A 23,852-nucleotide genomic window follows, 5' to 3' on the forward strand; every position below is an offset into this window, starting at 1 on the left:
CTTCAACAACACTTTAAGACAACGAGTGTCTCGGTTAGTGCGGAAAACTTTATCGTTCTCGAAGGATGTCAACAATCATATTGCTGCCATCTGGAACTTCATCCACTACTACAATGAGCAATGCCGATACATGTTTGCATGAAATCAGCCTATTTTCTACAGCATTTCCTAAAAGGCACTACCTCTAAGTCTACTGGTTCTGAGTCTATTGTCTCTGATACGCCAAGTAGACTGCTTCCAAAAACAAATCTGCTGTCATCTCAAATGGAAGCTCTTTCATCTCTAGTAAATCTCTGACCTGTCTTGCTAACTTCAGGCTGAGATCATTTTTAGCTCGATTGTCTAACATCGATCGACGTTGCAAATACTCCCGAATGACCGCAAAATCATCAGGTAACAACACGGCGACATTTTGAGTTGCGACTAGTTGATTTGCCAGCGAGTCTGCTTCTGGAGACAGCTTAAAATTCGCAGACGAGATCGGACGTTGTTCTTGAACAACCAAAGTTCCCGCGATCCAATCTCCCAAACGTTTTTCGCGTTTCGTCAGAATAATCAACAACATCCCGATAAAAGCAATATCATCGATCGGGCGAACCAATGCTCGTAAAATTGCCTGAGTCGCCCCCACTGGCTGTCCATCATCTCGAATGACTCGGATTTTGGTATAGCGTTTTCCTGGCGTTTGTCCCTGCCATAGGGTTTCAAACAGAACAAAATAGCCCGTGTAGATGGCAAACGAAAGCAGGATCGAAATGGCAGTCAACCACATCTCAATGTTTCTGGTATTTGGAAAATACTGCTGAATTTGGACAGACAGAATTAACCAAACCATTAATACACCGATCAGCAACGCACCCCAGATGAGGTAATCCACAATCAGCGCGATCGTACGATTGCCAATTCCTGCGAGCGTAAACTCTAATTCGACGCTCTCTGGAGTGCGGACTTTGATGTGGTTAAACAGACTCATGACCGTGATTCGATAAGGAGGACTATCTCAAGTCATTCCCACTTTAACCGCGATCGCGCAATTCCAAGCCAAAACCTTCTCGTCGCGCTCTCAAATCGTAGTACACCACCGCTTTAATGGTTTGCCACAGCGGAGTAATGAACGCACTGCCAATTAGGCTAATCGCAAAAAACAAGAGTGTGGCAGTCACAGCAATGGCAGGATCAGTATCTTCCCCTACAGGAAACGCTGCACCCACAAATTGAGAAGGAACGTTGACGATCAGCGTCAGGATGAATGTGACAAAGAAAATCCACTGAATCCGACCGACCGATCCTTTCGTCAGATTCCAACTGCGACCAATACAACTCGAAGCATCCAGATTATCCTCGATTGCTAACGCCGCATCATAAATAAAGACCCGAGACATAATCCGGATAAAAGTAAACAATCCAAATATGAATGCAACAACCATTAACAAGCCACCAACGATTCCTAACGGCGGATTCACCGCTGTTAATGCTGCTGTAATCACAATCAGGATGAAAAAGGCAATTAAAAAAGCCATGTATATCCCAATCACAATTAACCCCATCAGTAATCCCGCGCCTAGAAAATTCCAGACTTTTGGTTCAGTGTTTTGCTGAGCTTCAGTGAGAGTCTCTGGTTGATTAATTAATTCTTGATAAGCAAGGCGAGAGATGCGACCCGTGATTTCTGCACTTTTTGCCCATCCGTACACGGGAACAAAAATCCAAAGATAAGTCCGCAACACTAAAATCAAGTATCGTTTGAGATTGGAGCGGTACAGACGCACACCTGCACTGATCACATCTCCAACACTGAGGGGCTGAATGGGATTACTAGGGCTAAGATTAGACATAAATTTCGACGTGAATGAATCAAACCGTACGGTCTGAGGCTATCTTAGGCGAGGTTGTCCGAAACACCCGAAAATTTTACAAACTATGAATGTTAAGCGCTGGATTGCTCGACGTGAGCCGAATTGGAAACAATTAGACGAACTTCTCACCCGGATAGAAAAGCGAGGACTGCGATCGCTCTCGACACAAGAAATTAAAAGTCTTGCCAGTTTATATCGCTCGGTATCTGCCGATCTAGCCAGAGCACGCACCAATCAAGCCCAGGTTGGCAATACGCTCGTCCAGGATTTACAACGGCTCACCTCTCGTGGATATAGTCAGATTTATCAGGGATCGCGCAAGCAAGATTGGAAAACTGCGATCGACTTTTACAAATGGGGCTTGCCTGCGGTGGTGCAGGAGACGTTCGGCTATACTGCGATCGCAACCGGAATATTTTGCTTAGGTGGATTAATCGCTTGGTGGTTTTCCTGGCGCGATCCGCAGTTTCTCGAAATGATTGTTCCAGACCATCTGATTCGCACTGTACGGGATGATGGGAGACTTTGGATGGGTTCGATTCTAGGAATTGAACCAGAAGCAGCAAGCCAGATTATGACGAACAATCTAGGGGTGACTTTTCGAGCCGTTGCAGGGGGTATGACACTCGGACTATTTACGATCTTCTTGCTATTTATGAATGGCTTGCTGATTGGGGGGGTAGGCACTTTAGTGGGACAGAACAATCTCGCTTTTCCATTTTGGGCGTTTGTGTTTCCACATGGTTCGTTGGAACTTCCTGCCATCTTCTTTTCTGGCGGAGCAGGATTGTTAATTGCAAGAGGCATTCTGTTTCCAGGACAGTATCGACGGATTGATGCGATTAAAGTCTACAGTTTGAAGGCAGCACAACTCATGTTTGGAGTTATTCCCATGTTGATTGTTGCAGGCGTGATTGAAGGCTTTTTCTCACCGAGTCCAATCGTGCCTGATCCCCTGAAATATTTTGCAGGCATTGGCTTATTCATTGCATTGATTCGCTATTGCAGTCGCCAGCGAGAGCATGTTTAGCGATCGCGAGAAACTTGCTAGATCTTCTCTCGCAGGAGATATCAATTCATTCCTGAATTTCCTAGCTCACGGTTGCAACGCCTACTTCTTCTGGAGCTAAGTAAGGCGTTAGCACCTGTCCATCTTTGAACCAAATCACTCGCCGAGTACACCGAGCAACTTCTGGTTCGTGCGTTACCATCACAACTGTCATTCCACTCGCATTCAACTCGGTAAAAATATTCAGAATTTCCTGAGTCGTGGTCGAGTCTAATGCACCTGTCGGTTCATCTGCTAGCAATAGCACCGGACGATTGACGATCGCTCTAGCAATGGCAACCCGTTGCTGCTGTCCCCCCGAAAGCTGAGTCGGCTTATTTTGCATTCGCTGCTCTAAGCCGACTTTGATCAACGCTTCTGTTGCGCGATCGCGCCTCTCTTGAGCAGGTACATTCCCATAAACCATCGGCAACATCACATTCTCTAATGCAGTCAGTTGCGGAAGTAAATGAAACTGCTGAAACACAAAGCCCAACTTCTGATTACGAATATGAGCTAAAGCCCTATCGTCTAACTGAGCAACATCTTCTCCGTCGAGATAGTACCGTCCGGCAGTGGGTCGATCAAGACAGCCGATAATGTTCATCATCGTCGATTTACCCGACCCAGAAGCCCCCATAATCGCGCAGTACTCACCCTGTTCGACGATCAGATCGACTCCTGCTAAAGCATGAACAGTTGTATCTCCGATTCCGTAGACCTTCGTAACTTCTTCTAAGCGAATAATGACTGAATTTGGCATGATTAAGCACTCCGGAGCGCAACGATGGGGTCGAGTTTGGCAGCTTGGCGCGCAGGAATTACACCAAATCCTAAGCCGATCGAGCCTGAGACTCCAACGGCAAGAATAATGGCGGCAGGAGCAACGATCGCTTGAAGCGGCGTAAAGGCAGCCACGAGGACAACACCACCGACACCAACAACCGTTCCGATGAAGCCACCTGCTGCTGAAAGAATGACAGCTTCAATCATAAATTGCATCAGAATGTCATTCCCTGATGCTCCGATCGCTTTGCGTAAACCAATCTCTGAAGTTCTCTCCGTCACAGAAACCAGCATGATGTTCATAATGCCGATACCGCCAACCAGCAGAGAAACAGCCGCGATCGCCGCTAGCATTGCCGTCAATCCGCTCGTAATCGTACCAACGATTTGCAAAATATCTTTCTGAGTTTGCACTGTGAAATCATCATCTGTGACAATTTTGTGTCGTCGTCGGAGTAAGTTTGTAATCTGAAACTCAGCCGCCGGAATACTCGCTTCATCTTTCGCTGAAATCGAAATAAACGACAGATCTAATCCGTAGGGCGATCGACCCGTCAAAGTACTCGACATGGTCGTTAAAGGAATATAAGCCGCGTCGTCTTGGTTACTGCCAAGAAAAGAGCCTTTCGCTTGCAGAACACCGACAATCTTGAAACTGACGTTGCGAATTCGGATCTCTTCTCCGATCGGATTTTTATCTCCGAAAAACCGATTTGCCAAATCTGCGCCCAACGTGACGACTCGCTGATTTCGCTTCAAGTCAATCTCGGAAATAAATCGCCCTTTTTCAACATCAAAGCTCCGCACCGTCAAGAATTCAGGAGTCGCACCCACAATCAGCGACGTAGAATTTCGACTGCCATACACCACTGGAAACGAAGCATTTTTCTGGGCAGAAACGCCTGCTGCGCTCGGAACTTGTTCGGAGATCGCTTTTGCATCGTCCCAGACTAAGGTTCTCGGGATATTATTCGTCCGTTGCCGTGCCTGATTTCCGCCCGGTGACACAAACAATACATTCGGTCCCAACGATTCAAATTGCTCAGAAGCAAGCCTTTGCGCGCCTTGTCCAATTCCAATCATGGCAATAACCGACGCATTGCCAATGATCATTCCCAACATTGTCAAACTACTGCGAAGCTTGTTGGCAGTCAGCGTCTTCGCTGCCATTTTTAAGCTCTCACCAAAATCCATTGCTCTACCCTACTGATTGGAATTCTCGATTTTCTGTCCTGCAGGTGGCTGTACGTAAATGCGATCGCCTGCCTTAATTCCCTCTAAAATTTGAGTCTCGTTATCAAAACTCAGTCCAGTCGTCACGGTTTGGAAACGCGGTTTATTGTTCTCACCGGGAACCCAAACGCCTGTTTTACCTTTCTGAGTTGAAAGCGCAGCCGTCGGAACAACCAGCGTTTCAGGAATCGAATCGCCTAAGAAACTGACATCGGTATTCATCTTCGATCGCAGTTTGTCGCGTCCTGTGAGAATATCAATCCGCACTGAGAAAGATGTCACATCCCGCTCTGTCACGGCTTCAGGAGCAATTAAGCGCACTCGACCTTTAAACGTTTCTTGCGGATAAGCATCGACTCGAATATCGACTTCTTGACCGCTTTTGATCTGAGCAATATCCACTTCTGGCACTTTCGCCCGCACTTCTAATCCACTGGCTAAGGCGAATATCGAAGTCGATGCCGAACCATCTGCTCCCGCACTTGCCTGAGTCGTCGGGGTGACAAACGCTCCAACGGTGGCATATCGCTGAGTAATGACTCCTGAAAAAGGAGCACGAATAAAAGTATCTTCAAGACGGTTTTGGACTTGCTGAAGCTGAGCGATCGCGGAGGCTAACTGTGCCTCAGACTGCCGAATCTCCTCCGGTCGCGCCCCATTCTGACGCTGTTCTAATTGTTGGTTCGCTTGACTCAACTGAGCTTCTGCTTGGCTCAACTGAGCACGAGCTTGACTCAGCGTTTGACTCGCATTCTGTTCCCGTCGCACAAATTCATCCAGTGAATTCGCCGAAATTGCCCCCTGGCTTGCCAGATCTCGCTGTCGGCGCGTTTGAGTTCGAGCAAAATCTAGCGCAGAGTTCGCATCCGCAACTAATCCTCGCACTCGCTGCACTTCGCCTTCTGCTCTCGCAACTTCTGATTCTCCTTGGCGCAGTTCTTCAACCCGCGTTCCCGCTCTCAATTGATCTAACTTCGCCTCAGCCTCCGCAACTCGCGCTTGAGCCTGATTGCGTTCTGCTTCAATATCTTGGCTTTCCATTCGCGCCACAACCTGTCCTTGCGTCACCTGATCGCCTTGATCGACTAGCAACTGAACGATCTTCCCGGCAGTTTTCGGACTTAAATTAACCGTGCGAACTGGGATAATCTCGCCACTCGCTGAAATTCTCGCAGTCACGGTCTTCGATTCGACAGAAATTGTAGCGGTTTCCTGACGAGGGCTAGACTGCCGTGAAGCCAGAAATACACCACTTGGAATCGCGATCGCGCCTGCTGCAAGCAATGCCAATACCCAACGAGATGGCTGACTTTTGCCAACCTTGCCAAAAAACGGAACTTGCATGTTCAAACTCACCAAACTCGGTGAAACACTAAATACAAAGGAGCGCTAATCCACATCTGCTTCACAATGACTTCATTTCGCATCCGAAAGATTCCTGAGGCGACGGATGTGAAGCGATATGTATTACTCGTTTACAAATTTTAACGTAATTGTCAAGGTTTCGTGTAGAGCCATAAGTATTGATTCTAGGCTCTCTACTGCTGGGTAGATTTCTATATCGAAATTTCCGAACAGAGACACACAGGCAGAAATCTCTGTTGATCTCAATCAAATCACGGGAAATCTTAAGATTGTTGCCGTCCAAAGCGATTTGGACGGCATTAGAAATCAGTATCATAGGCATAGTATTCTTGCTGACACGATGCCGAAGATGCTAAGAAAGAGGTCTATGAAGTGCCGTATTTTCCAGTATGGCATTCTCGTAGTCACTCTGGAGAATCCGAAACAACCGCAAGTTTAGCCGATGAGAAATATTTTTTTTGTAAATCGGTCTAAAAGCGTTCGGATTCTTGAAAGCCAGCCTGCATTCAGTACAATAAGCGACTGATTGCTTTTTGCCCTCAGCCTGTGACGATGACAGCCTATGAGTCCCTTGCCCAACCGACCACTCCAGCCTCCTAAATCCTATGCCGCCGAGACTGCGGCTGAAGGCTCTGACATGCCACAATCCCCAGATGCATCTGATCCAAAGCCGCCGACCGCCCAGCGCCCGCTGGTGCGACCTGTCGCGCGCCCTCAACCTGCTCCTGCGGCTCCGACCTCACCTCCGCCTGCTGTGGAGAAGCCTCCTGAGCCAGAGATCGAATTGTTTGATCCTGCAAGTTTGCGCCAGCAGCCGATTCCGGCTCCGAGCGAACCGATGCAGTATCGTGCGATCGGGCTTTTGAGAGGTCGCTATACTCCGTCTGAAGAACAGTTCACGCGGGGCGAGATGAAGACCGCAGATGGAACCACGATCGAAGCCGTGCTGCTCGGTCGGGTGATGAGTTTAGTGAAAAACCATTTAGACCTCGAACAAGAGCATCTCTGGGTGGTGTATCCGCGCACTCGTGAGAAGCACGAAGATCTGCATGTTCAGATCGTCGGAGTTTGGGAGCCTGAAAATCTCAGTAAGTCTGAAGAAGAGTCAGAAGCCGAGGAAACCCCGAATTATCTGCCTTCTTCTGAGGTAGAAGATAATTACTTTTCGATTCGAGGCGAAGTGATTTTTCACACGCCTGAAGAGAAGTCGATGGTGATTAAGATTCAGCAAGCTCCACGCAAGAAAGACGATCGTGCAAAAGCCTTCAAGCTGAAATTGCGCGGTGAGTTGACCGGAAAATCGGTTGGATATTTCTGGGAAATTAACGCGAAGCGCGAAGGTGCAGATCTGGTCGTCATGACTGCTAAGTCGATCGGCATGATTCCGCCTCGGAAGAAGTCGAAAGAGGAGATCGAACGCGGTCGCTTCTCTCGCCCAGGCGGGCGTTTTGGCGGCGGCGGTGGTGGCGGCGGCAGAAGACCGTTCGGCGATCGTAGACCGAGTGGCGGCGATCGTAGACCGTCAGGAGCTGCGCCTCAACCACAGGCGGCTCCGCGTCGGACGGAACCTCTTCCCAAGCCCGTGAAACGTCGAACCGACGAAGGCACGGACAACGTAACAAGCGAAGCATAGGCAAAACGGGGCGATTCTGAGGGATCGCCCCTATTTTTTAGCAATGAATTCTGAAACTGCACTCAGTAGGGCTTGTGGTTCATCTAAACGGATGAGATGTCCACTGTTCTCAAAAATTTTCAGCTCTGCGTTGGGAATCGCGTTGGCAATTTCTTCTGAGAATTCGGGTTGGCAGATCCAATCGTGCCGTCCGCCAATGACGAGCGTAGGAACAGTGATTTTGTGAAGCTGATCGAGAACGTTATACGATCGCAAAAATCCTCCAAACGCCATGTTAATTGCATCGATCGAGAGAATGGTACGCGATCGACCTTCTGTAACCGGATGATTCACAGAATACAGCGGCTGCATGATGCGGAAATAGTCGGCAAGTTGCTCTTCGGTTTCAAAGTTGCCATTCCAGAGATATTGGGAGATCGCGATTTGTTCGGGGGTGCCTCGTTCGTTGAGAATTGCTTGAGCACGTTTGAGAAAGCGGAAATCGGGAACAGTGGCGATCGCGATCAGATGAGAGAGATTTTGGGGATAGCGAGTGGCATAGGTTAGAGCAACCATGCCCCCGTACGAACCGCCGATCGCAGCAATTTTCTCGAGTCCCAAATATTGTCGAAGTGCTTCCATATCTTCGACATTTTGATCGAGCGTGTAAGTTGATTTGTCGCCTCTTGCCGATCGTCCTTGTCCGCGATGATCAAAGTAGACGAGCTGCAATTGATCACTCAGGGCAGAGAACGTCGGCTTGTAAGAACTATGATCCGCACCAGGACCACCATGAATCAGGAAGGCGATCGGCTTTTCTCGCATACGATCGCCATCGGGAACGAGTCCTGCGCCTTCAATATCAAAGTAAATCTGTGTATCCCGAATCTTCGCAAACATAGAGCACTCCTGTTTGATTCATAAGGTCTTGCAAGTTGGGGGAACAGGGGAACGAGAAGCGATTTCCCTATTCCCCTATTTCACACCGATTTAAGACTGTTATGAAATCTACATCGGCTAGTAAGGTTTTTAGAAATTGGCTGGTGAGAGGTGCAGCGATAGCATGACAGTCCAAACGATTTGAGCTTGTCGGAATTTGAGATTAAACCACTCTTCTAGGTTTACTGTTTGATAGGAATCCGGATCACAAACTGTGCGCCCTGATTAGGCTGTGAATAGCACTCTAGTTTGCCACCATGTTGTTCAACGATGATTTTATAGCTCAGGGATAATCCCATACCAGTTCCTTTCCCAACTGGTTTTGTGGTGAAGAATGGATCAAAAATCCGTTCTTTAACTTCTTCAGGAATTCCCGCACCATTATCGACCACTTCTATTTCGATCCATTGAGCGTCGATCGAGGATGTGCGAAGTGTGATCTGACTGGGATGATCTTTGATGTCTTGCAGGGTTCGTTTTTCGTTCTGGTCTTCCAAAGAATCGATCGCATTACTGAGCAGATTCATCAATACCTGGTTGAGTTGTCCAGGATAACATTCCACGATCGGCAAATTGTCATATTCCCGAATGACCCCGATCGCTGGACGGTTTTTACTTCCCTTTAACCGATGTTGCAAGATCATCAAGGTGCTTTCAATTCCCTCGTGAATATCGACGGCTTTAAATTCTGATTCATCCATGCGCGAGAAGTTACGCAACGACAGCACAATCTGACGAATACGATCAGTGCCAGTCTTCATTGAAGTCAGCAGTTTCATCAAATCTTCCTGCAAGAATTCGAGGTCGATTTCTTCAGCCTTCGCCTCAATCTCTGGCATCGCATCGGGGTAATACTTGCGGTAAAGCTGTACAAAATCTAATAAATCCCACGCATAGGTTTGTAAATGATTCAGATTAGCGTGGATAAAGTTGACTGGATTGTTGATTTCATGAGCGACACCCGCGACCAGTTGACCTAAACCAGACATCTTTTCGCTCTGAACGAGTTGGAGTTGAACGCTTTGTAGCTCTTCCAGGGTTTTTTGGAGAGTTCGAGTTTGCTGCGTCAGTCGGACTTCAGATTCGAGCAATTGTTCAGCTTGAGCTTGAGCTTGCAGTGCAGTATTCTCCATCCGGGCATAGAGATCTCCTTGTTGAATCGCAATCCCTAGCTGACCCGCCAGGCGATACAGTAGATTGCCTTCTTCCTCCTTCCAAACTCTAGGGTGACTACATTGATGCACAATCAGCAAGCCCCAGAGTTGATCGCCCACCATGATCGGCACAATCAGATTAGCTTGCACCTGCAAGCGTTGCAAGAACTGAAGATGCGTTGGATCTAACCCCGCTTCAAGCACATTGTTAATGGCTCGAATTTGACCCTGGCGGTATTTTTCAAAACATTCACCGGGCGCACAATTATCTGCTGCCTCGCCTAGGGTAGGAGACCAAGGTTCTGCCACATCTTCAAGTGAAACCTGTCCCCGCCAATCCGCATTAAATTGGTAAATTAAAGCGCGATCGACAGCAAATAGTTTCCGCACTTCGGAGACTGCTGTTTGCAAAATCGTCGGAAGATCCAGAGATTCTCGAATCTGAGATGAAAGCTGGTTGAGCAGTTCTTCCTGAGTTGCTAAGTCTCTGAATTTTGCTTCGGATTCCTTGAGACGATTTTCAGTACGCTTTAACTCAGTGATCTCATTAAACGTACAAACCATCTGAGTGACCGCAGCATTCGATAATTTCAAAGGAACAGCATTAACTAGAAGCGCCGTTGGTTCTTGCTCCTCAGCTTCAACATAAATCACAGCATTCTGTACTGGCTGTTTGGCAAGGATGTTTTGCAATACAGGTTGCATTGAATGAAGCAGCGGATTCTCTGAATCCTCAAGCAAAGTTGAATCCAGGCAGCTTGTAATACCTTGATTCCACAGCTTTTGTAGGTCTGCTTCACTGGAGAAATGTAATAGATCGAGCACTGCGCGATTGGATAACTGAATTTGAGCATCTTCTTCAACCACCAACACACCAACTTGAATGCCTTGAAGAATTGTTTTGAGATATTGTTGGCTCTCCTGAATCGCCTGGGCATAGATGATTTGAGCAGATAACCGCCGATCGAAAAACGCGGCTAGTAATGCGAGTCCTAAAATAATCAGCGTGCCAACAATCACAGCAGCAGCTAAAGGGACTACGTTTTTGGGGGGTTGTAAGCTTGACTCCGCGAGCATATTAGACATCGGCATGAAACAGGCGGCAGCCATGCCAGTGTAGTGCATCGTCGGAATTGCTATCCCCATAATTAAGGAAGCTAAGAGTTTTTTCCAGAGTTGGCGCGATGTGGTTTCTTCTCGCAACTGGAAGACCAAAAACAGTCCTGCAAACGAGACAGCGATCGCAATCAGAACCGAGAGCGCAACCACGCGAACGTCATAGTGGATGACTGCCGAGGCATGCATTGAAAGCATACCGATATAGTGCATAGAGGCAATCCCCAAGCCCATGCAGATACTGCCACCTAGAAGTTGAGACCAGCCCAATGTTGGACGACTAACCAGAAATAGCGCCAATCCTGAAGCAATCATGGCTGGCGCAATCGAAACAAGAACGGTGAGAAAGTCGTAATTTACCAGAACAGGCAATCGGAATGCCAACATACCAATAAAGTGCATTGACCAGATGCCGATGCCCATCGAAGCAGCACCACTGAACAACCAAATCTTTTGAACTCGGCTTTGGGTTGCAGTCACTCTTCCAGCCAGATCTATAGCAGAGTAGGAGGCTAAAACAGCGATGAGCACTGAAACAAGAACAAGTTGAAGATTATAACCAGTGGTTAAAGAAGCCATAGACCTAAGGAATGTGAGAAGGCAGGGGAAATGAATAATAGAGATGCTTCGATCGCACTGCTTCCTAAGTCATCTCTCTAAGCTAAAAAAGAACAACTTTGTCAATTCGTTTTGTGACAATCAATTGGAGCAGAATTCTAAATTTTGTCTGAGAAAAGCATTTTCTAGAGACTATGTGTCTAGTAATTCCCAATCAATGCAAATCATGGTCTATGCCTGAAGATAGAAATCGATCATTCTGTCTCACATTTAAGAAAAGTGTGAGCGCTAATCTCAATCAAATCAAATCATCCATAAGGTAACAATCGAGTGCCGGAAAGCCAGTTATTCAGGGCTTTCCTAGAGACTAAAGTGGATGAATGGATGGAAAAAAGACTAAATCAATCTGAGATCCAAGGAGTTGGATAGATTTAAGTTTTCTTTTAGAATTGCGAGTTTCAGATATTTATAGAATGGGAAATAAACTTAAGAGATTTAGACAACCAGATAACGGTAAAAAAACACAAGAAGAATTAGCTAAAAATTGCTTAGAAAATTAAGAAAAAATGAACCAATAAGATCGGCTAGGAAGTTATAAGGGATGAGGAGAGCTATAAAGATCATGACACAGCGGCAGTTCACAGAACAGTAGATTCGCGTATTAATCTCGGAGGGATACGGTAGGGGGATTGAAGCGCACGCGATCGAACTTTTTTAACCACGATGATTCATCGCTGACCCTACCTCAAGAAGTTCCGCAAAGCTATCGAGCGACGCTACAGCAGGATGAGGACGTGAGCGATTAGACAAGTTTGAGACTGATCGAGAAGCATTGCGAACTGGGGGTTAATCAATCTCTAAACCTTTTGGCTCTAATCTTGAAAAAGCACTCTTAATCCTTCAGACAGGGTGCGATCGTTGCCACCACCGATCGCGCTAACGCATCATAGTCATATCCGCCTTCTAACCCAAACACAATCTTGCGAGTCAGCCCCAAACAGTATTCTGTAAACACACGATAATCATCAGGCTGGAGTGAAACGCCTGCTAAAGGATCGGCAGCATTCGCATCATATCCAGCACTAACGATCAGCAGATCCGGCTCAAATTCACTTAGAAATGGAATCACTTTCTGCTGAAAGAGCGGGTCATAGTCTGCGATCGTACTTCCCGCCGACACAGGCAAATTCAAAACATTCTGATAAAACCCTTTTTCAGAAGCATCTCCTGTTCTCGGATATTGAGGCGATTCGTGCAGCGAACAGAAGCGAATGTTCGGATTCTTTTCGACGATCGCTTGTGTGCCATTCCCGTGATGCACATCCCAATCGAGAATCGCAACGCGATCGCACTTTTGCAGCGCGTAATGAGCCGCGATCGCAGCATTACTCAGTAAGCAAAATCCCATACCCAAATCTGCGATCGCATGATGTCCAGGCGGGCGTGCCATCACAAAACAAGGCTGACCCGAAAGCGCCATCTCAACCCCATCAATCCAAGCATTGACCGCAAGCAGTGCAACTTCATAGCTGCGTGGAGAAATCACAGTTTCACCATCGACAAACCCACCCCCGCGATTTGCAGTCAACCGAACTTGATCTAGATAATGCTGAGTGTGAACCGCTTGAACCGATAAAAGGGGAGATCGAGTTTCGACCGGAGTCGGAAGTTGCCAGTGAATCTGACTGGGGAATGTTGCTTTTAATGCAGCTTGAATTGCAGTCAGTCGCCCAGAGTTTTCGGGGTGAAAATGCCCCGTATCGTGCAGCAGAAACTCATCGGAATAGATCACCGGAAACATAAGCGGATATCTGCAATAGATTCAGTTTTTCACTATAGCAACTTATTCTCGCTTTCTCGGTCGTCCCAAGGCTGTGATGTACAAGACCGCTTCATCTTCGGGAATCCCTAAGACTTCATTGACTTGATCATCAAAGAATCCACCAATGCCACTTGCGCCTAGACCGAGGTGAATGGCAGCCAGATTTATTCGTTGTCCAAGATGTCCGGCATCCATATGCAGATAGCGATACACTCGATCGCCATATTGCTCGATCGCCGTGCGTAAATCAGCCGTGTGAAACACAATCGCACTCGCATCTCGCCCTAAATCTTGTCCTAAGCAAAGAAAATGTAGTTCTCGGCGAAAGTTTTTAAACCGAATCTGCCGAAGTTCTTGAGTCGCAGGCGCATAGTAATAACATCCATCCTCCAGGTCTTGAATCCCAGATACCGCAATGAATGTCTCCACCAAGCTTAAATCAAAATAATCAGGAGATCGATCGAAGTTTTGCTCAATGTAATGCTGAGGTTGATAAGTAAAATCGAGGACAGCGCGAAGTTCATCCAGCGATAGCTTCTCTCCACTAAACGCACGAGTGGAGCGACGGTGAATGATCGTTTGTTCAAGTCCAGATAAATTCGGACTCCAATCGATCGGTGGACAAGTCATGGAAACCTTTAAGCAGAACGGAAAATTGTACTTATCCTGCTGCGCTTTCGGTTCAGGAACTTGCCAATTTACTTTTGCATTCGGATTGTCGGGAATTTGGGTGGCTTGATGAAAATAGCTCAATAAACTGCCGTCTGGAATACGAGGATACTCTAGCTGAGGAGTCGTGGGTAGCGCAGTGCGAGCTAGGGGCAAATTTTCGCGCAGTTCTCGTAAATCTGCGATCGGTAACACTGCGATCGCACCTTCTTGATTCACGTCAAAATACAGCAATTGATTGATCGCTTCGTCGGCAAATCCCCCAATCAAATGGGGACGAAAATCAGTCATCGCACAGGCAAGTTCAATGTTGCCCAGTAAGTGCCCACTGTCGAGAAAAATCCGTCGATACGCTCGATCTTGATACCGCCATACCGAGCGGAAAAACACAGCAGAAACCACGATCGCAAGCTGTGTATCTTCGAGCACTGGATTCCAAAAACACGCCGATTGTAAAGCTGTCCAGACATCACTCTGCCAAAAATGAACCAGCGTATGCGTTTTCGATTGATAGTTGTAGAGTCCGGCAGGAAGATAGGGAGTGCCGCGTGAGATCAAATATATCTCCGCCGGATAAAGACCGCCTGCCGATGGGGACGATCGCAGATAATGCGGTTCGCCATTGGTGGGGATTGCTCCGGTCAAACCGTAACTACAAACTAAAAGCTTAGAGAGCCTTTGCCACCAAATCGTCTCATCGCCTTGGTTGGTCTCTTCGCTCAGATAGGGCTTCAAATCGAACGATGTGCCAAATCGGTATGCTTTGAACGGAATGGGTTGTTCTTCCCAATTTAGGGCTTGGCTTTTGGCATGAATCGTTTGGGGGTCGTATTTGGTACGTTCGTGATAGTGTTGAGCGATCGACACTTGCAAGTCCGGCATAGTCCTGGTTCGGCAGCGTACTGTTTCTGATATTGACACGAGATGGGGTTGAGAGCTAGTCGTTCGCAGAACAACTTGATTCCAAGATAGAGACTTTTCAATTTCTTGGATTGCCGTTCCCCATATTTTCAAGATCTTTTTTGGATGATCCCTAAAGAAAATGTTAAGTATCCTTAACCTATTACAATTCTTTTTTACATTTTTGTAATGAGCGTTGATTGGTGGACTTTAGAACGGTAATGGATACGATCGCAGCAGAAGAGCTAATTTCAAGGTACAACCAGGGAGAGCGGAATTTTGAACGGTGTAACTTAGAACAAGCAAACTTTTTTGAGGCGATGTTAGTCGATATCAATTTGGCTGAATGTCGCTTGAATCGAGCCTATTTACCGTATGCGAATTTGCGACAGGCGAATTTGACATCGACTCAGTTACAGTTCGCAGAGTTGAGTGATACCCAACTGCATCAGGCGAATTTATCAAATTCAGATTTACAGCAGGCGAAAATTTCGCGATCGGATTTGAGTTTTGCAAATCTAAGCGGAGCAAATTTGACGGGAGCCGATTTAGCGGGAGCGGATTTGAGAAACGCCGATCTCAGCGATGCAGATTTAAGCAATACGGATCTGCGTCGCGTGAATTTCCGCGATGCAAATTTGAGCGGCGCGAATTTGAGCCGAGCCAATTTGGATCGAGCAATTGATCTCAACTTAACAGGTGCGATCGTTGATGCCTTTACGATTTACCCGGACGGACATCGCCATGCGGACTAATCTCCGCTCACACTAATCTCCGCTCACAAAGGCTTGCATTTTCCATTCCCCTTGTTCTTTGCCAAAGAAAACTCGATAACCGACTGGACTGTAAGCATATCGACTCGAAACATATCCGCGTTTATCATTGGGCAGTACGATCGGAGTCCAACCATTTGGATCATCCAGTCTTAGCGCCTCTTTTGCAGCGGCATTCTGAAAGGTTTCCATGTCATACTTGACAATTTCGTTGGTCAGAGTAGCGATGACAGCAGCATTTTCCTGAGGTTGCGATCGCACATTCACATTTTGTCCGACTACGACAATGGCAGAAAAAGCATCGATGTTCGCATTACTCTTCTTGATAGCTTCGTCGAATTGATGAAATACAGTTGGGCAAGAATAGGCTTGAGCCTCCTGCGAACAACCAAGCGATAAGGCTTTTTCCAGGGATGTCCAGAAAGGAGATTTGGGATTGTCGGGATTGAGATAGTTAATCGATCGATGTTCGCCAAAACTGAAGCGAGTTGCTGGGGTGACAATACTGCGAATATATTTTGCATCGCGATCGCGAACCGCTTGTTTTGTACGATCGAGAAATTTCGCAAATTCTGGCGATTGCACAGACTCATCGACTAGAGTAATCGGCTGACGAGAAGATGCAGGCGTGGGAGAAGTTGCAACTGGGGGATTGAATTTCTCTGTTGAGGGGGTAGATGTGGGAGCAGGTTGAGGTTGTTCAACTGGCGGTTGCTCAACTTTTTCTGCGGTCGGACGTTGATAGGTGACGGTCGCGATCGTTGATGCGACGGCGGCAGTTAGCACCACGGCTCCAGTCAAAAGTGCAGTTTTGTTCATATGCGTCAGTACCTGAACTGAGACGATTTAGGCACTGTCCTCTTGTCTATAGATTCATGAGCGAGGAAACAGGTTCCGGATCAGGAGATGGTCTGTCCCACTAGAGATAAAGTTATCATCTAGCTCAGATCAGCACAGCACCAAAATTAACCAAAAGGAGTCCATCTTGGAGACGAATGCGTGGGAGCGATTCTCTGCTGAAAGGCAGATTCTTCATTATCCTTACCCGACGATGAGACAGGTTGTGATGGGAACGCGAGGAGCCGTTGCAACTAGCCAGCCTTTAGCAACGTTCGCAGGCATCCAAATGCTACTTGCAGGTGGAAACGCGATCGATGCTGCCATTGCAACCGCGATCGCGCTCACGGTTGTCGAGCCGACCTCAAACGGCATTGGCTCTGACGCTTTCGCACTGGTCTGGGATGGCAAACTGCATGGACTCAATGCTTCCGGCAGAAGCCCGCGTCATATTCCAGTCGAAACGCTGCTCAATGCTCCGAGAATGCCTGATTTAGGCTGGAAAACGGTGACGGTTCCGGGTGCGGTTTCTGCTTGGCGATCGCTCTCAGAGCGTTGGGGAAAGCTACCGTTTGAAAGGCTGTTTGAACCTGCGATTGAATATGCGGAGGCAGGCTTTCCGGTTTCTCCTGAAACGGCTCGGGCTTGGCAACGAGCCGAGCAAATTTTTACTTCATTTTCAGGCGCGGAATATCAGCCCTTTCAAGCGGTCTTTTTTCCGAATGGACGTGCTCCTCGTGCAGGCGAAATTTGGAGCAGCCCGAATCATGCAAAAACGCTCAGATCGATCGCTCAAAGCCAAGGAGAGTCTTTTTATCGAGGGGAACTCGCAGACGCGATCGCCCAATTTGCAGAACAGACAGGAGGATTCATCGATCGCACAGATTTAGCCACTCATCAAGCAGATTGGGTGACTCCGATTTCAACCAATTATCGAGGAGTCGATGTTTGGGAAATTCCACCGAACACGCACGGAATTGCAACCTTAATTGCTCTGAATATTTTAGAAGGATTCGACTTGACTCAATTTCCACGCGATTCGGTCGAGAGCTTCCATTTGCAGATTGAAGCAATGAAACTCGCATTTGCGGATGTCGATCGTCATGTGAGCGATCCTGCATCAATGATAGTTTCCAACGCTGATCTCTTAGATAAAACCTATGCCGCTCAAAGACGACAACTCATCCGTGACACCGCTTTGCCGGAAACAAGTTCAGGACTACCCAAAGGTGGAACCGTCTATCTAGCAGCCGCAGATCAGGACTTCATGGTGTCTTTTATTCAATCGAACTATGCAGGATTTGGTAGTGGCATTTTAATTCCTGGTACTGGAATTGCACTTCAGAACCGGGCTTCAGGTTTTTCAACTCAAGCTGGACACCCCAATCAAGTTGCACCGAGTAAACGTTCCTATCACACGATCATTCCTGGCTTTTTGAGTGTCAATGATCAACCGATTGGAGCTTTGGGTGTGATGGGTGGCTTTATGCAACCTCAAGGTCACTTACAGATGGTTGTCAACCTCATCGACTATGGAATGAATCCGCAAACGGCTTTGAATGCTCCACGCTGGCGATGGTTCGCAAAAAACCAAGTTTTACTAGAGCAGACTGTGCGATCTGATATTGCGATCGCACTGACCGACAGAAATCACCAAATTCAACTCACCGCCGAACCGAGTGCATTCGGACGCGGACAGATGATTCTCAAGTCTGGCAAGGTTTTGATTGCAGGTTCAGAACCGAGAGCAGACGGATGTGCGATCGCATTCTAAACCTCAGCATTGCGAAACCAAATTTTGAGACCACATCAGCCCAGTGAATTCCATGCACCAGGCTCGATATGGTTTGAATCTGCACACCTAAGCAACATTTGACCAACGACTGTACGCATCGGCAAGCTTTTCATCGTAGCGATTCACACGATAGCTCTCGCCATTGTAGCGAAGCGCAAATCCTGCCCAATCGCGGTTAATCAAAAAGCGATCGAGACGATTGCTCTTGATGAAATTGAACATCGCTGCAAGCTGCTTTCCTTCACTCTCATGCATATCTCGCACAAACGATTCAGCATCCCGATAGCCCGCTGCACTATGATTGAATCCCATGATTTGTCCGAGTCCCCAAGAAGCAGACATCAAAGCCGCATTTCGATTCAAATTCACTGCTTTATACAATCGATCCCATTCACCTGCGCCCCCAATATAGAGACTACGGTTCCAAACCGGACTGGAAATATCCCCATTGCTATTATCAAAGCGCCCATTCGTAAACTCTGAGAACCAATGCGCCTCAAATAGAATCTTCGGTCTACCATCCCGCAAAAATCCAGACCCTGCGGCTTCAACTTCGACAACTGCTCTCACTGCTGCAACCTCACAGCCAATCGATCTAGCAACATCTTGAAAATCTTTCGGTTGTAGCGATCGCACTGGACGGACAACCTCAATCTGAGGAATCGCAGGCTCCAACAACATCAAAGCTGCTTGCGGTGAAAGCTCATCGGCTTGAAAGCCATAAACTCTAGTAAACCCGGCATAAGCCGTTTGCGTTCTGCCTCCCCAGAGTCCATCGATTGATCCAGGCTGGTGTCCCATTGCATCTAATCCTTGTTGAATCTGACGAACCAATCGAGCATCTGTGTTGATTCGATTCATTTGCCAAATTAAGACATCACTGGCAATGGGACGTAGCCCAGTCGGTAAAGCTTGAGTTGCTGGAGCAAAGCGAGGAGACGAACTAGGAGTTGGAGTTGGGGTCGGAGCCGGGGTTGGAGTTGGGGTTGGAGCCGGAGTTGGGGTTGGGGTCGGAGTCGGGGTTGGGGTCGGAGTTGGGGTCGGAGTCGGGGTTGGAGTTGGGGTCGGTTGTTGAACTGAGGTCGGAGTTGGGGTTGGGGTTGGAGCAGGCGTGGGGGTCGGAGCAGGTGTGGGGGTTGGAGTTGGAAGAGATTGACGCCCTAGTAGCAACTGGGCAGCCCGAGGAGTCACTTCGGTCCCTCTAAGCTGAGCGCGGGTTGCAAAAGCAGTATAAGCCGCTTGAGTACGACTGCCCCAGATTCCATCAATGGGTCCAGGTTGAAAGCCTAAATTTGTCAAGCGCTGCTGAAGCTCTCTGACGATTGTTTGTACATTTTGAATCGTCGATAGTGCGATCGTCACTGTCCCTGATGCAATATTATTTAGGGTATTGATGCCCAGTAAGACTTGAGCCGCACGCGGGCTGATTGCAGTGGTTGTAAACTGATTGCGAGTTGCGAAAGCAGCATAAGCCGCCTGCGTACGATTGCCCCAAATTCCATCGACAGGACCCGGTTGAAAGCCTAATGCAATCAGGCGTTGCTGAAGTTCTCGTGTCAAAGTCTGATTGGTCTGAACAGTCGTCAGATTAATAGTTGCGGTTCCTGATGCAATGCTGTTAAGGTTCATATCTCTCACCCACGCACGTTTGGCAGTCTAAATTGTAGGCATGTTTGCCCTTTATTCTTTAGAAGATCCTACGTATTTTCCAGAATTGTGAAATATTTTGTCACATCTTAATCGGTGAAACCGTTTGATAGGATATTTGAGCGGTTTTAGGTCTTTCGCGCTCATGTCTCAAACGATCGTGGTGAAAATTGGAACGTCGAGTCTAACCACTCCGGATTCGGGGATGTTAGCACTATCTACGATCGCGTCTTTGGTCGAAGTGCTCAGCCAACTCCGCGCTCAAGGAAATCAAGTGGTTTTAGTCTCATCTGGTGCCGTAGGAGTAGGTTGTGCGCGGCTGGGTTTGGTCGAACGTCCGAAATCGATGGCAAAAAAACAAGCCATTGCAGCAGTTGGGCAAGGGCGATTGATGCGAATTTATGATGATTTTTTCACTGCATTACAGCAACCGATCGCTCAAGTGTTGCTGACTCGCGGCGATTTGATTCAACGCAATCGCTATATCAATGTGTTGCATACCTTCCAGGAACTGCTAAAGCTGGATGTCATTCCGATCGTTAATGAAAACGATACCGTGTCCGTCGATGAATTGAAGTTTGGAGATAACGATACATTGTCGGCTCTAGTTGCCAGTGTGGTCGATGCAGATTGGTTGTTTTTATTAACTGATGTCGATCGCTTGTATTCTGCTGATCCGCGTAGTAACCCCAATGCTCAACCGATTACGATCGTCAAAAATCTCGATGAACTCGCAGAAGTCCAAACTGGAAGCTCTGGAACGCAATGGGGCACAGGGGGCATGGTGACGAAGATCCAAGCGGCTCGAATTGCAACTGGGGCAGGCGTGAGAACGGTAATTACTCAAGGTCGCACACCTCAGAATTTGAGCAAGATTCTAGCAGGTGAGTTCATTGGAACGCAGTTTGAACCTCAGCCTCGCCCGTTTAATGCGCGTCAGCGTTGGATTGCTCATGGATTGGTGCCGACGGGGCAAATTTACTTAGATGAGGGTGCTGTTAGAGCGATTCGTAGCAGTGGTCGATCGCTATTAGCTGCCGGAATTGTGCAGATTGAAGGAGCATTTGAAAGTCAGGAGGCAGTGAAATTGTGCGATCGGACTGGGCAAGAAATTGCGAGAGGGATTGTCAATTACAGTCATGACGAACTCGAAAAAATTCGCGGACGTCAATCCGATGAAATTCCTGAAATTCTAGGCTATGCCGGGGAAGAAACGATTGTGCATCGCGATAATTTAGTCCTGTCGTAAGGCACAATTCCTGGTACAATTTTGTCCCTGAACACCTATGTGTGAGGATCGCGTGTCGAACATTCCCTATTCATCGGATATCTTGCAGTCTGTCTCGGTTTTAGGCTTACCGATGCACCTTGTTCAGGATTATCCACGCTGGATTATGCATCGTTTGGAACAGGGTTTGGGATGCCATGTGATCACACTGAATGCAGAAATGACAATGCAAGCAGAGGAGACTCCAGTACTTGCACATATTATTCATCAAGCAGAATTAGTCATTCCAGATGGTTCGGGGATTGTCTTCTACATGCGAATTCATGGCAAGCGGGTGCAGCGAATGCCAGGGATTGAACTTGCACAGACGTTGCTTGAGCGATCGACTCAGTTTGGCGAACCCTGGTCAATTTTCTTTTTTGGGGGCGCACCGGGAGTAGCTGATACTGCAGCAGAACATTGGCAAAAAAAAGTACCCGAAATCTCGATCGTAGGAACGCAGAATGGCTATTTAAAGCCGGAAGATGAGCGGGAATTTCTCGATCGCTTGAAAATGCTACAACCGCGCTTAATTTATGTCGGGTTAGGTGTGCCCCGTCAGGAGCTATGGATTTCCCAACATCGCCACATTTGCCCAAATTCGGTCTGGATTGGGGTAGGAGGGAGTTTTGACGTGTGGGCAGGAACGAAAGAGCGCGCGCCTCAGTGGTTCTGTGATAACCATTTGGAATGGTTGTATCGGCTGTATCAGGAACCTTGGCGATGGAAACGAATGATGGCTTTACCGAAGTTTGCAGCGAGAGCGATCGTTTATCGCTTGACGAAGCAAAATCCGGTGAGTGAGCTTTAAGCCGGAGTAAGGAGATGGGGAAATGAGGAGAACCCAAACTCAGATTGCTCCCTATCTCCCTATCCGATTGCTGGCGCTGAACTACTCATAACAAAACCTCGCAGCACTTTTCCAAGTTGGAGAGCTACTGCAAGGCATAATTGTTGAGATCTAAATCCTATTTTTTCGGGAAAGTTGGCAGTTCAACTGCTGCTAAAGAGTCGAGTTTCTTTTGCGATCGCTGAGGATACACGACAGGCGAAGGGCTTTCTCCCACAGGTGGCAGATCCTCATCCGGTTCATCCCGTCGAATTCGATCATTCACACCTAATGTGATAAACGGAGAAGCAGCCGGAACAGTTGGCTCAATTGTAGGTGGCAAAGCGAGAGTCGGACTTGCTGCGACTTCCTCGACTGGCTCAATGGCAGGCATCGAATCAATGTCGATCGCAGGTTCACTGACTACAAAATTCTCAGGTTCTGTTTGCACCGCAGTCGGCTCAAACAGATGAATATCGTGATGAACAGACGGGACTTCTTCCGTCGATCGCTTAATCGTATAGCTCAGCGGTGGGCTAATCACAATCGGTTCAGGAAGCTCAACCTCAGTGTCATCTACATCTACATCAAGAGACGCTGGCTCAACTTCTGGTGCGATCTCATCTGAAATTTCTGGCTCAAACAAAATGTCATCATCTGGTGCAGTCGCCCAAGCGGCTGGAGTCAGTTCAGGTTCGTTCCAGCTTGTCGTACTATCGAGCGTCGTAGACCAAGGTTGAACTGGCTGCGCTTTGACAAAACCAACTGGCTCAGCATGACATTCACTCTGTGAAATCGCTTGATCCACAGACTCTTCAATCTTCTGAGTTGCGGACACGTCCAAGCATTTTTCTAAAGCAGCCTTGAATTGCAGCGTGTATTGCTGCTGGCGATGCAAGCGCGATCGCAAATCCCGACACGCTGCCTCAGATTGGCGCAATTGCTGGATTTGCTCATCATATTGCTGCTTGGTTAACGCACAATCTCGCTCTAACTGGGCAACTTGAGCCTGACTCGCTTCAAGCTGAGCGGTCAACGTCTCGATTAAAATCTGCTGTTTTTGATGCACTTGATGCGCTTGATCCAAATTCTGAGCCAGTTGCTTCACTTCCAGTTGAACTGCATTGATCGCCTCAACTTGTTCTGCAAGCTGTGCTTCTTGGTCTTGCAATCTTTGGCGCGACGCATCTAGGGCTTGACGCTGTTTGGCAATCATCACCGTTTGCTGCTGAGAAAGCTGAGCTTCTTTGAGCGCTCGCTGTTCTGCCTCTGCTTGCTGTGTACTCAACTGAGTTTCTAAGCGCTTCGTCTCAGAGCGCAAGGTGGCATGAGCTTCACCCAACGCAAACTCCAACTCCGCAGCCCGCGATCGCAGACGTTGATTTTGCTGCTCTAAATCCTTGACCCGAATGCCAATTTGAGTCGGTTCAGGCGTTGGTTCAGGTGCAGCTTCTGGAATGCTATCGAGGTCGATCGCATTCGGAAAGTTAACAGTTGTCCAACCCGACTCCTGAGTTGAAGGAGCTTCGATCGAATCAGCGGAAGAATTGGGAATTTCAGATTCACTCATGGGATAACCTGCAGGACGTAATCAGCTCAGCTCAGCAGAGGAGTTTAACGTTCAAGGACGTTTAATGATACTTAGT

At 47.7% G+C, this 23,852-nt stretch carries 19 protein-coding genes; 7 read left to right on the forward strand and 12 right to left on the reverse strand.

All coding sequences use genetic code 11. The features are described from left to right. The coding region (locus J0L70_RS25285; RefSeq protein WP_287453022.1) for an IS1 family transposase at window positions 1-142 on the forward strand (142 nt) is incomplete at its 5' end. A 63-nt stretch (window positions 143-205) separates the two neighbouring features. Here J0L70_RS25285 and J0L70_RS25290 read toward each other — a convergent pair. After that, window positions 206-973 (reverse strand): RDD family protein, encoded by a 768-nt coding sequence (locus J0L70_RS25290; RefSeq protein WP_017288427.1) that lies wholly within the window; start codon window positions 971-973, stop codon window positions 206-208. Between the two features lie 43 nt (window positions 974-1,016). Next, the gene (locus J0L70_RS25295; protein WP_017288426.1) at window positions 1,017-1,835 is read right to left on the reverse strand and encodes a DUF7847 domain-containing protein; all 819 of its coding nucleotides are present in this window, start codon (window positions 1,833-1,835) and stop codon (window positions 1,017-1,019) included. Window positions 1,836-1,920: 85 nt separating this feature from the next. Here J0L70_RS25295 and J0L70_RS25300 point away from each other — a divergent pair, with 85 nt between their 5' ends. Beyond that, window positions 1,921-2,886: a stage II sporulation protein M gene (locus tag J0L70_RS25300; RefSeq protein ID WP_017288425.1), complete on the forward strand. Its 966-nt coding sequence runs from the start codon at window positions 1,921-1,923 to the stop codon at window positions 2,884-2,886. A gap of 61 nt (window positions 2,887-2,947) precedes the next feature. Here J0L70_RS25300 and J0L70_RS25305 read toward each other — a convergent pair whose 3' ends face one another. The 3 genes from J0L70_RS25305 to J0L70_RS25315 are packed head-to-tail and all read right to left on the reverse strand — an operon-like array spanning window position 2,948 to window position 6,267. Beyond that, window positions 2,948-3,667 carry an ABC transporter ATP-binding protein gene (locus J0L70_RS25305; RefSeq protein WP_017288424.1) on the reverse strand — a complete coding sequence of 240 codons (720 nt, stop codon included), beginning with the start codon at window positions 3,665-3,667 and terminating at the stop codon, window positions 2,948-2,950. Between the two features lie 2 nt (window positions 3,668-3,669). Continuing rightward, the gene (locus tag J0L70_RS25310) at window positions 3,670-4,884 is read right to left on the reverse strand and encodes an ABC transporter permease (RefSeq protein ID WP_287456354.1); all 1,215 of its coding nucleotides are present in this window, start codon (window positions 4,882-4,884) and stop codon (window positions 3,670-3,672) included. A 9-nt stretch (window positions 4,885-4,893) separates the two neighbouring features. Further along, window positions 4,894-6,267 (reverse strand): efflux RND transporter periplasmic adaptor subunit, encoded by a 1,374-nt coding sequence (locus J0L70_RS25315; RefSeq protein WP_268242987.1) that lies wholly within the window; start codon window positions 6,265-6,267, stop codon window positions 4,894-4,896. Window positions 6,268-6,850: 583 nt separating this feature from the next. Between J0L70_RS25315 and patR the strand changes: the two genes are divergently transcribed. After that, on the forward strand, window positions 6,851-7,921 hold the full coding sequence (gene patR, locus J0L70_RS25320; RefSeq protein WP_242044760.1) for a heterocyst master regulator PatR: 1,071 nt from the start codon (window positions 6,851-6,853) through the stop codon (window positions 7,919-7,921). 30 nt (window positions 7,922-7,951) lie between these two features. Here the strand turns inward: patR and J0L70_RS25325 are convergent, their stop codons facing one another. The 4 genes from J0L70_RS25325 to J0L70_RS25340 all read right to left on the reverse strand — a co-directional run bounded on the left by J0L70_RS25325 (window position 7,952) and on the right by J0L70_RS25340 (window position 15,040). Next, window positions 7,952-8,800 (reverse strand): alpha/beta fold hydrolase, encoded by an 849-nt coding sequence (locus J0L70_RS25325; RefSeq protein ID WP_287456355.1) that lies wholly within the window; start codon window positions 8,798-8,800, stop codon window positions 7,952-7,954. A gap of 221 nt (window positions 8,801-9,021) precedes the next feature. Next, window positions 9,022-11,688 (reverse strand): MHYT domain-containing protein, encoded by a 2,667-nt coding sequence (locus J0L70_RS25330; protein WP_287456356.1) that lies wholly within the window; start codon window positions 11,686-11,688, stop codon window positions 9,022-9,024. Between the two features lie 871 nt (window positions 11,689-12,559). After that, entirely contained in the window at window positions 12,560-13,468 is a 909-nt protein-coding gene (locus J0L70_RS25335; RefSeq protein WP_287456357.1) for a histone deacetylase family protein, read from the reverse strand. A 42-nt stretch (window positions 13,469-13,510) separates the two neighbouring features. After that, window positions 13,511-15,040, reverse strand: coding sequence for a SagB/ThcOx family dehydrogenase (locus tag J0L70_RS25340; RefSeq protein ID WP_190653145.1), 1,530 nt, complete (start codon window positions 15,038-15,040; stop codon window positions 13,511-13,513). A gap of 221 nt (window positions 15,041-15,261) precedes the next feature. On the opposite strand from J0L70_RS25340, the gene J0L70_RS25345 reads away from it, so the two are divergent. Continuing rightward, the gene (locus J0L70_RS25345; RefSeq protein ID WP_287456358.1) at window positions 15,262-15,813 is read left to right on the forward strand and encodes a pentapeptide repeat-containing protein; all 552 of its coding nucleotides are present in this window, start codon (window positions 15,262-15,264) and stop codon (window positions 15,811-15,813) included. 12 nt (window positions 15,814-15,825) lie between these two features. Here the strand turns inward: J0L70_RS25345 and J0L70_RS25350 are convergent, their stop codons facing one another. Then, window positions 15,826-16,650 carry a hypothetical protein gene (locus J0L70_RS25350; protein ID WP_287456359.1) on the reverse strand — a complete coding sequence of 275 codons (825 nt, stop codon included), beginning with the start codon at window positions 16,648-16,650 and terminating at the stop codon, window positions 15,826-15,828. A 166-nt stretch (window positions 16,651-16,816) separates the two neighbouring features. On the opposite strand from J0L70_RS25350, the gene J0L70_RS25355 reads away from it, so the two are divergent. Beyond that, complete coding sequence (locus J0L70_RS25355; protein ID WP_287456360.1) at window positions 16,817-18,442, forward strand: gamma-glutamyltransferase family protein; 1,626 nt, start codon at window positions 16,817-16,819, stop codon at window positions 18,440-18,442. 87 nt (window positions 18,443-18,529) lie between these two features. Here the strand turns inward: J0L70_RS25355 and J0L70_RS25360 are convergent, their stop codons facing one another. Next, window positions 18,530-20,092 carry an N-acetylmuramidase domain-containing protein gene (locus tag J0L70_RS25360; protein ID WP_287456361.1) on the reverse strand — a complete coding sequence of 521 codons (1,563 nt, stop codon included), beginning with the start codon at window positions 20,090-20,092 and terminating at the stop codon, window positions 18,530-18,532. 163 nt (window positions 20,093-20,255) lie between these two features. Between J0L70_RS25360 and proB the strand changes: the two genes are divergently transcribed. Beyond that, the gene (proB, locus tag J0L70_RS25365) at window positions 20,256-21,359 is read left to right on the forward strand and encodes a glutamate 5-kinase (protein ID WP_287456362.1); all 1,104 of its coding nucleotides are present in this window, start codon (window positions 20,256-20,258) and stop codon (window positions 21,357-21,359) included. Between the two features lie 37 nt (window positions 21,360-21,396). After that, the gene (locus J0L70_RS25370; protein ID WP_287456363.1) at window positions 21,397-22,188 is read left to right on the forward strand and encodes a WecB/TagA/CpsF family glycosyltransferase; all 792 of its coding nucleotides are present in this window, start codon (window positions 21,397-21,399) and stop codon (window positions 22,186-22,188) included. A 157-nt stretch (window positions 22,189-22,345) separates the two neighbouring features. On the opposite strand, the gene J0L70_RS25375 is transcribed toward J0L70_RS25370, so the two are convergent. Continuing rightward, a complete protein-coding gene (locus J0L70_RS25375) occupies window positions 22,346-23,776 on the reverse strand; it encodes a coiled-coil domain-containing protein (protein ID WP_287456364.1) in 1,431 nt (476 codons plus the stop codon). Window positions 23,777-23,852: the final 76 nt, after the last annotated feature.

Origin of the sequence: Leptolyngbya sp. UWPOB_LEPTO1 (assembly GCF_017302695.1) — a bacterium.
Classification (GTDB): domain Bacteria; phylum Cyanobacteriota; class Cyanobacteriia; order Leptolyngbyales; family Leptolyngbyaceae; genus Leptolyngbya; species Leptolyngbya boryana.

Excerpts from the sequence above, each read along its gene's own strand:
- proB (WP_287456362.1), top strand. The coding sequence starts at position 20,256 with ATGTCTCAAACGATCGTGGTGAAAATTGGAACGTCGAGTCTAACCACT.
- J0L70_RS25295 (WP_017288426.1), bottom strand. The coding sequence starts at position 1,835 with ATGTCTAATCTTAGCCCTAGTAATCCCATTCAGCCCCTCAGTGTTGGA.
- J0L70_RS25335 (WP_287456357.1), bottom strand. The coding sequence starts at position 13,468 with ATGTTTCCGGTGATCTATTCCGATGAGTTTCTGCTGCACGATACGGGG.
- J0L70_RS25350 (WP_287456359.1), bottom strand. The coding sequence starts at position 16,650 with ATGAACAAAACTGCACTTTTGACTGGAGCCGTGGTGCTAACTGCCGCC.
- J0L70_RS25340 (WP_190653145.1), bottom strand. The coding sequence starts at position 15,040 with ATGCCGGACTTGCAAGTGTCGATCGCTCAACACTATCACGAACGTACC.
- J0L70_RS25290 (WP_017288427.1), bottom strand. The coding sequence starts at position 973 with ATGAGTCTGTTTAACCACATCAAAGTCCGCACTCCAGAGAGCGTCGAA.
- J0L70_RS25325 (WP_287456355.1), bottom strand. The coding sequence starts at position 8,800 with ATGTTTGCGAAGATTCGGGATACACAGATTTACTTTGATATTGAAGGC.
- patR (WP_242044760.1), top strand. The coding sequence starts at position 6,851 with ATGAGTCCCTTGCCCAACCGACCACTCCAGCCTCCTAAATCCTATGCC.
- J0L70_RS25310 (WP_287456354.1), bottom strand. The coding sequence starts at position 4,884 with ATGGATTTTGGTGAGAGCTTAAAAATGGCAGCGAAGACGCTGACTGCC.
- J0L70_RS25375 (WP_287456364.1), bottom strand. The coding sequence starts at position 23,776 with ATGAGTGAATCTGAAATTCCCAATTCTTCCGCTGATTCGATCGAAGCT.
- J0L70_RS25305 (WP_017288424.1), bottom strand. The coding sequence starts at position 3,667 with ATGCCAAATTCAGTCATTATTCGCTTAGAAGAAGTTACGAAGGTCTAC.
- J0L70_RS25315 (WP_268242987.1), bottom strand. The coding sequence starts at position 6,267 with ATGCAAGTTCCGTTTTTTGGCAAGGTTGGCAAAAGTCAGCCATCTCGT.
- J0L70_RS25300 (WP_017288425.1), top strand. The coding sequence starts at position 1,921 with ATGAATGTTAAGCGCTGGATTGCTCGACGTGAGCCGAATTGGAAACAA.
- J0L70_RS25360 (WP_287456361.1), bottom strand. The coding sequence starts at position 20,092 with ATGAACCTTAACAGCATTGCATCAGGAACCGCAACTATTAATCTGACG.
- J0L70_RS25370 (WP_287456363.1), top strand. The coding sequence starts at position 21,397 with ATGTGTGAGGATCGCGTGTCGAACATTCCCTATTCATCGGATATCTTG.
- J0L70_RS25330 (WP_287456356.1), bottom strand. The coding sequence starts at position 11,688 with ATGGCTTCTTTAACCACTGGTTATAATCTTCAACTTGTTCTTGTTTCA.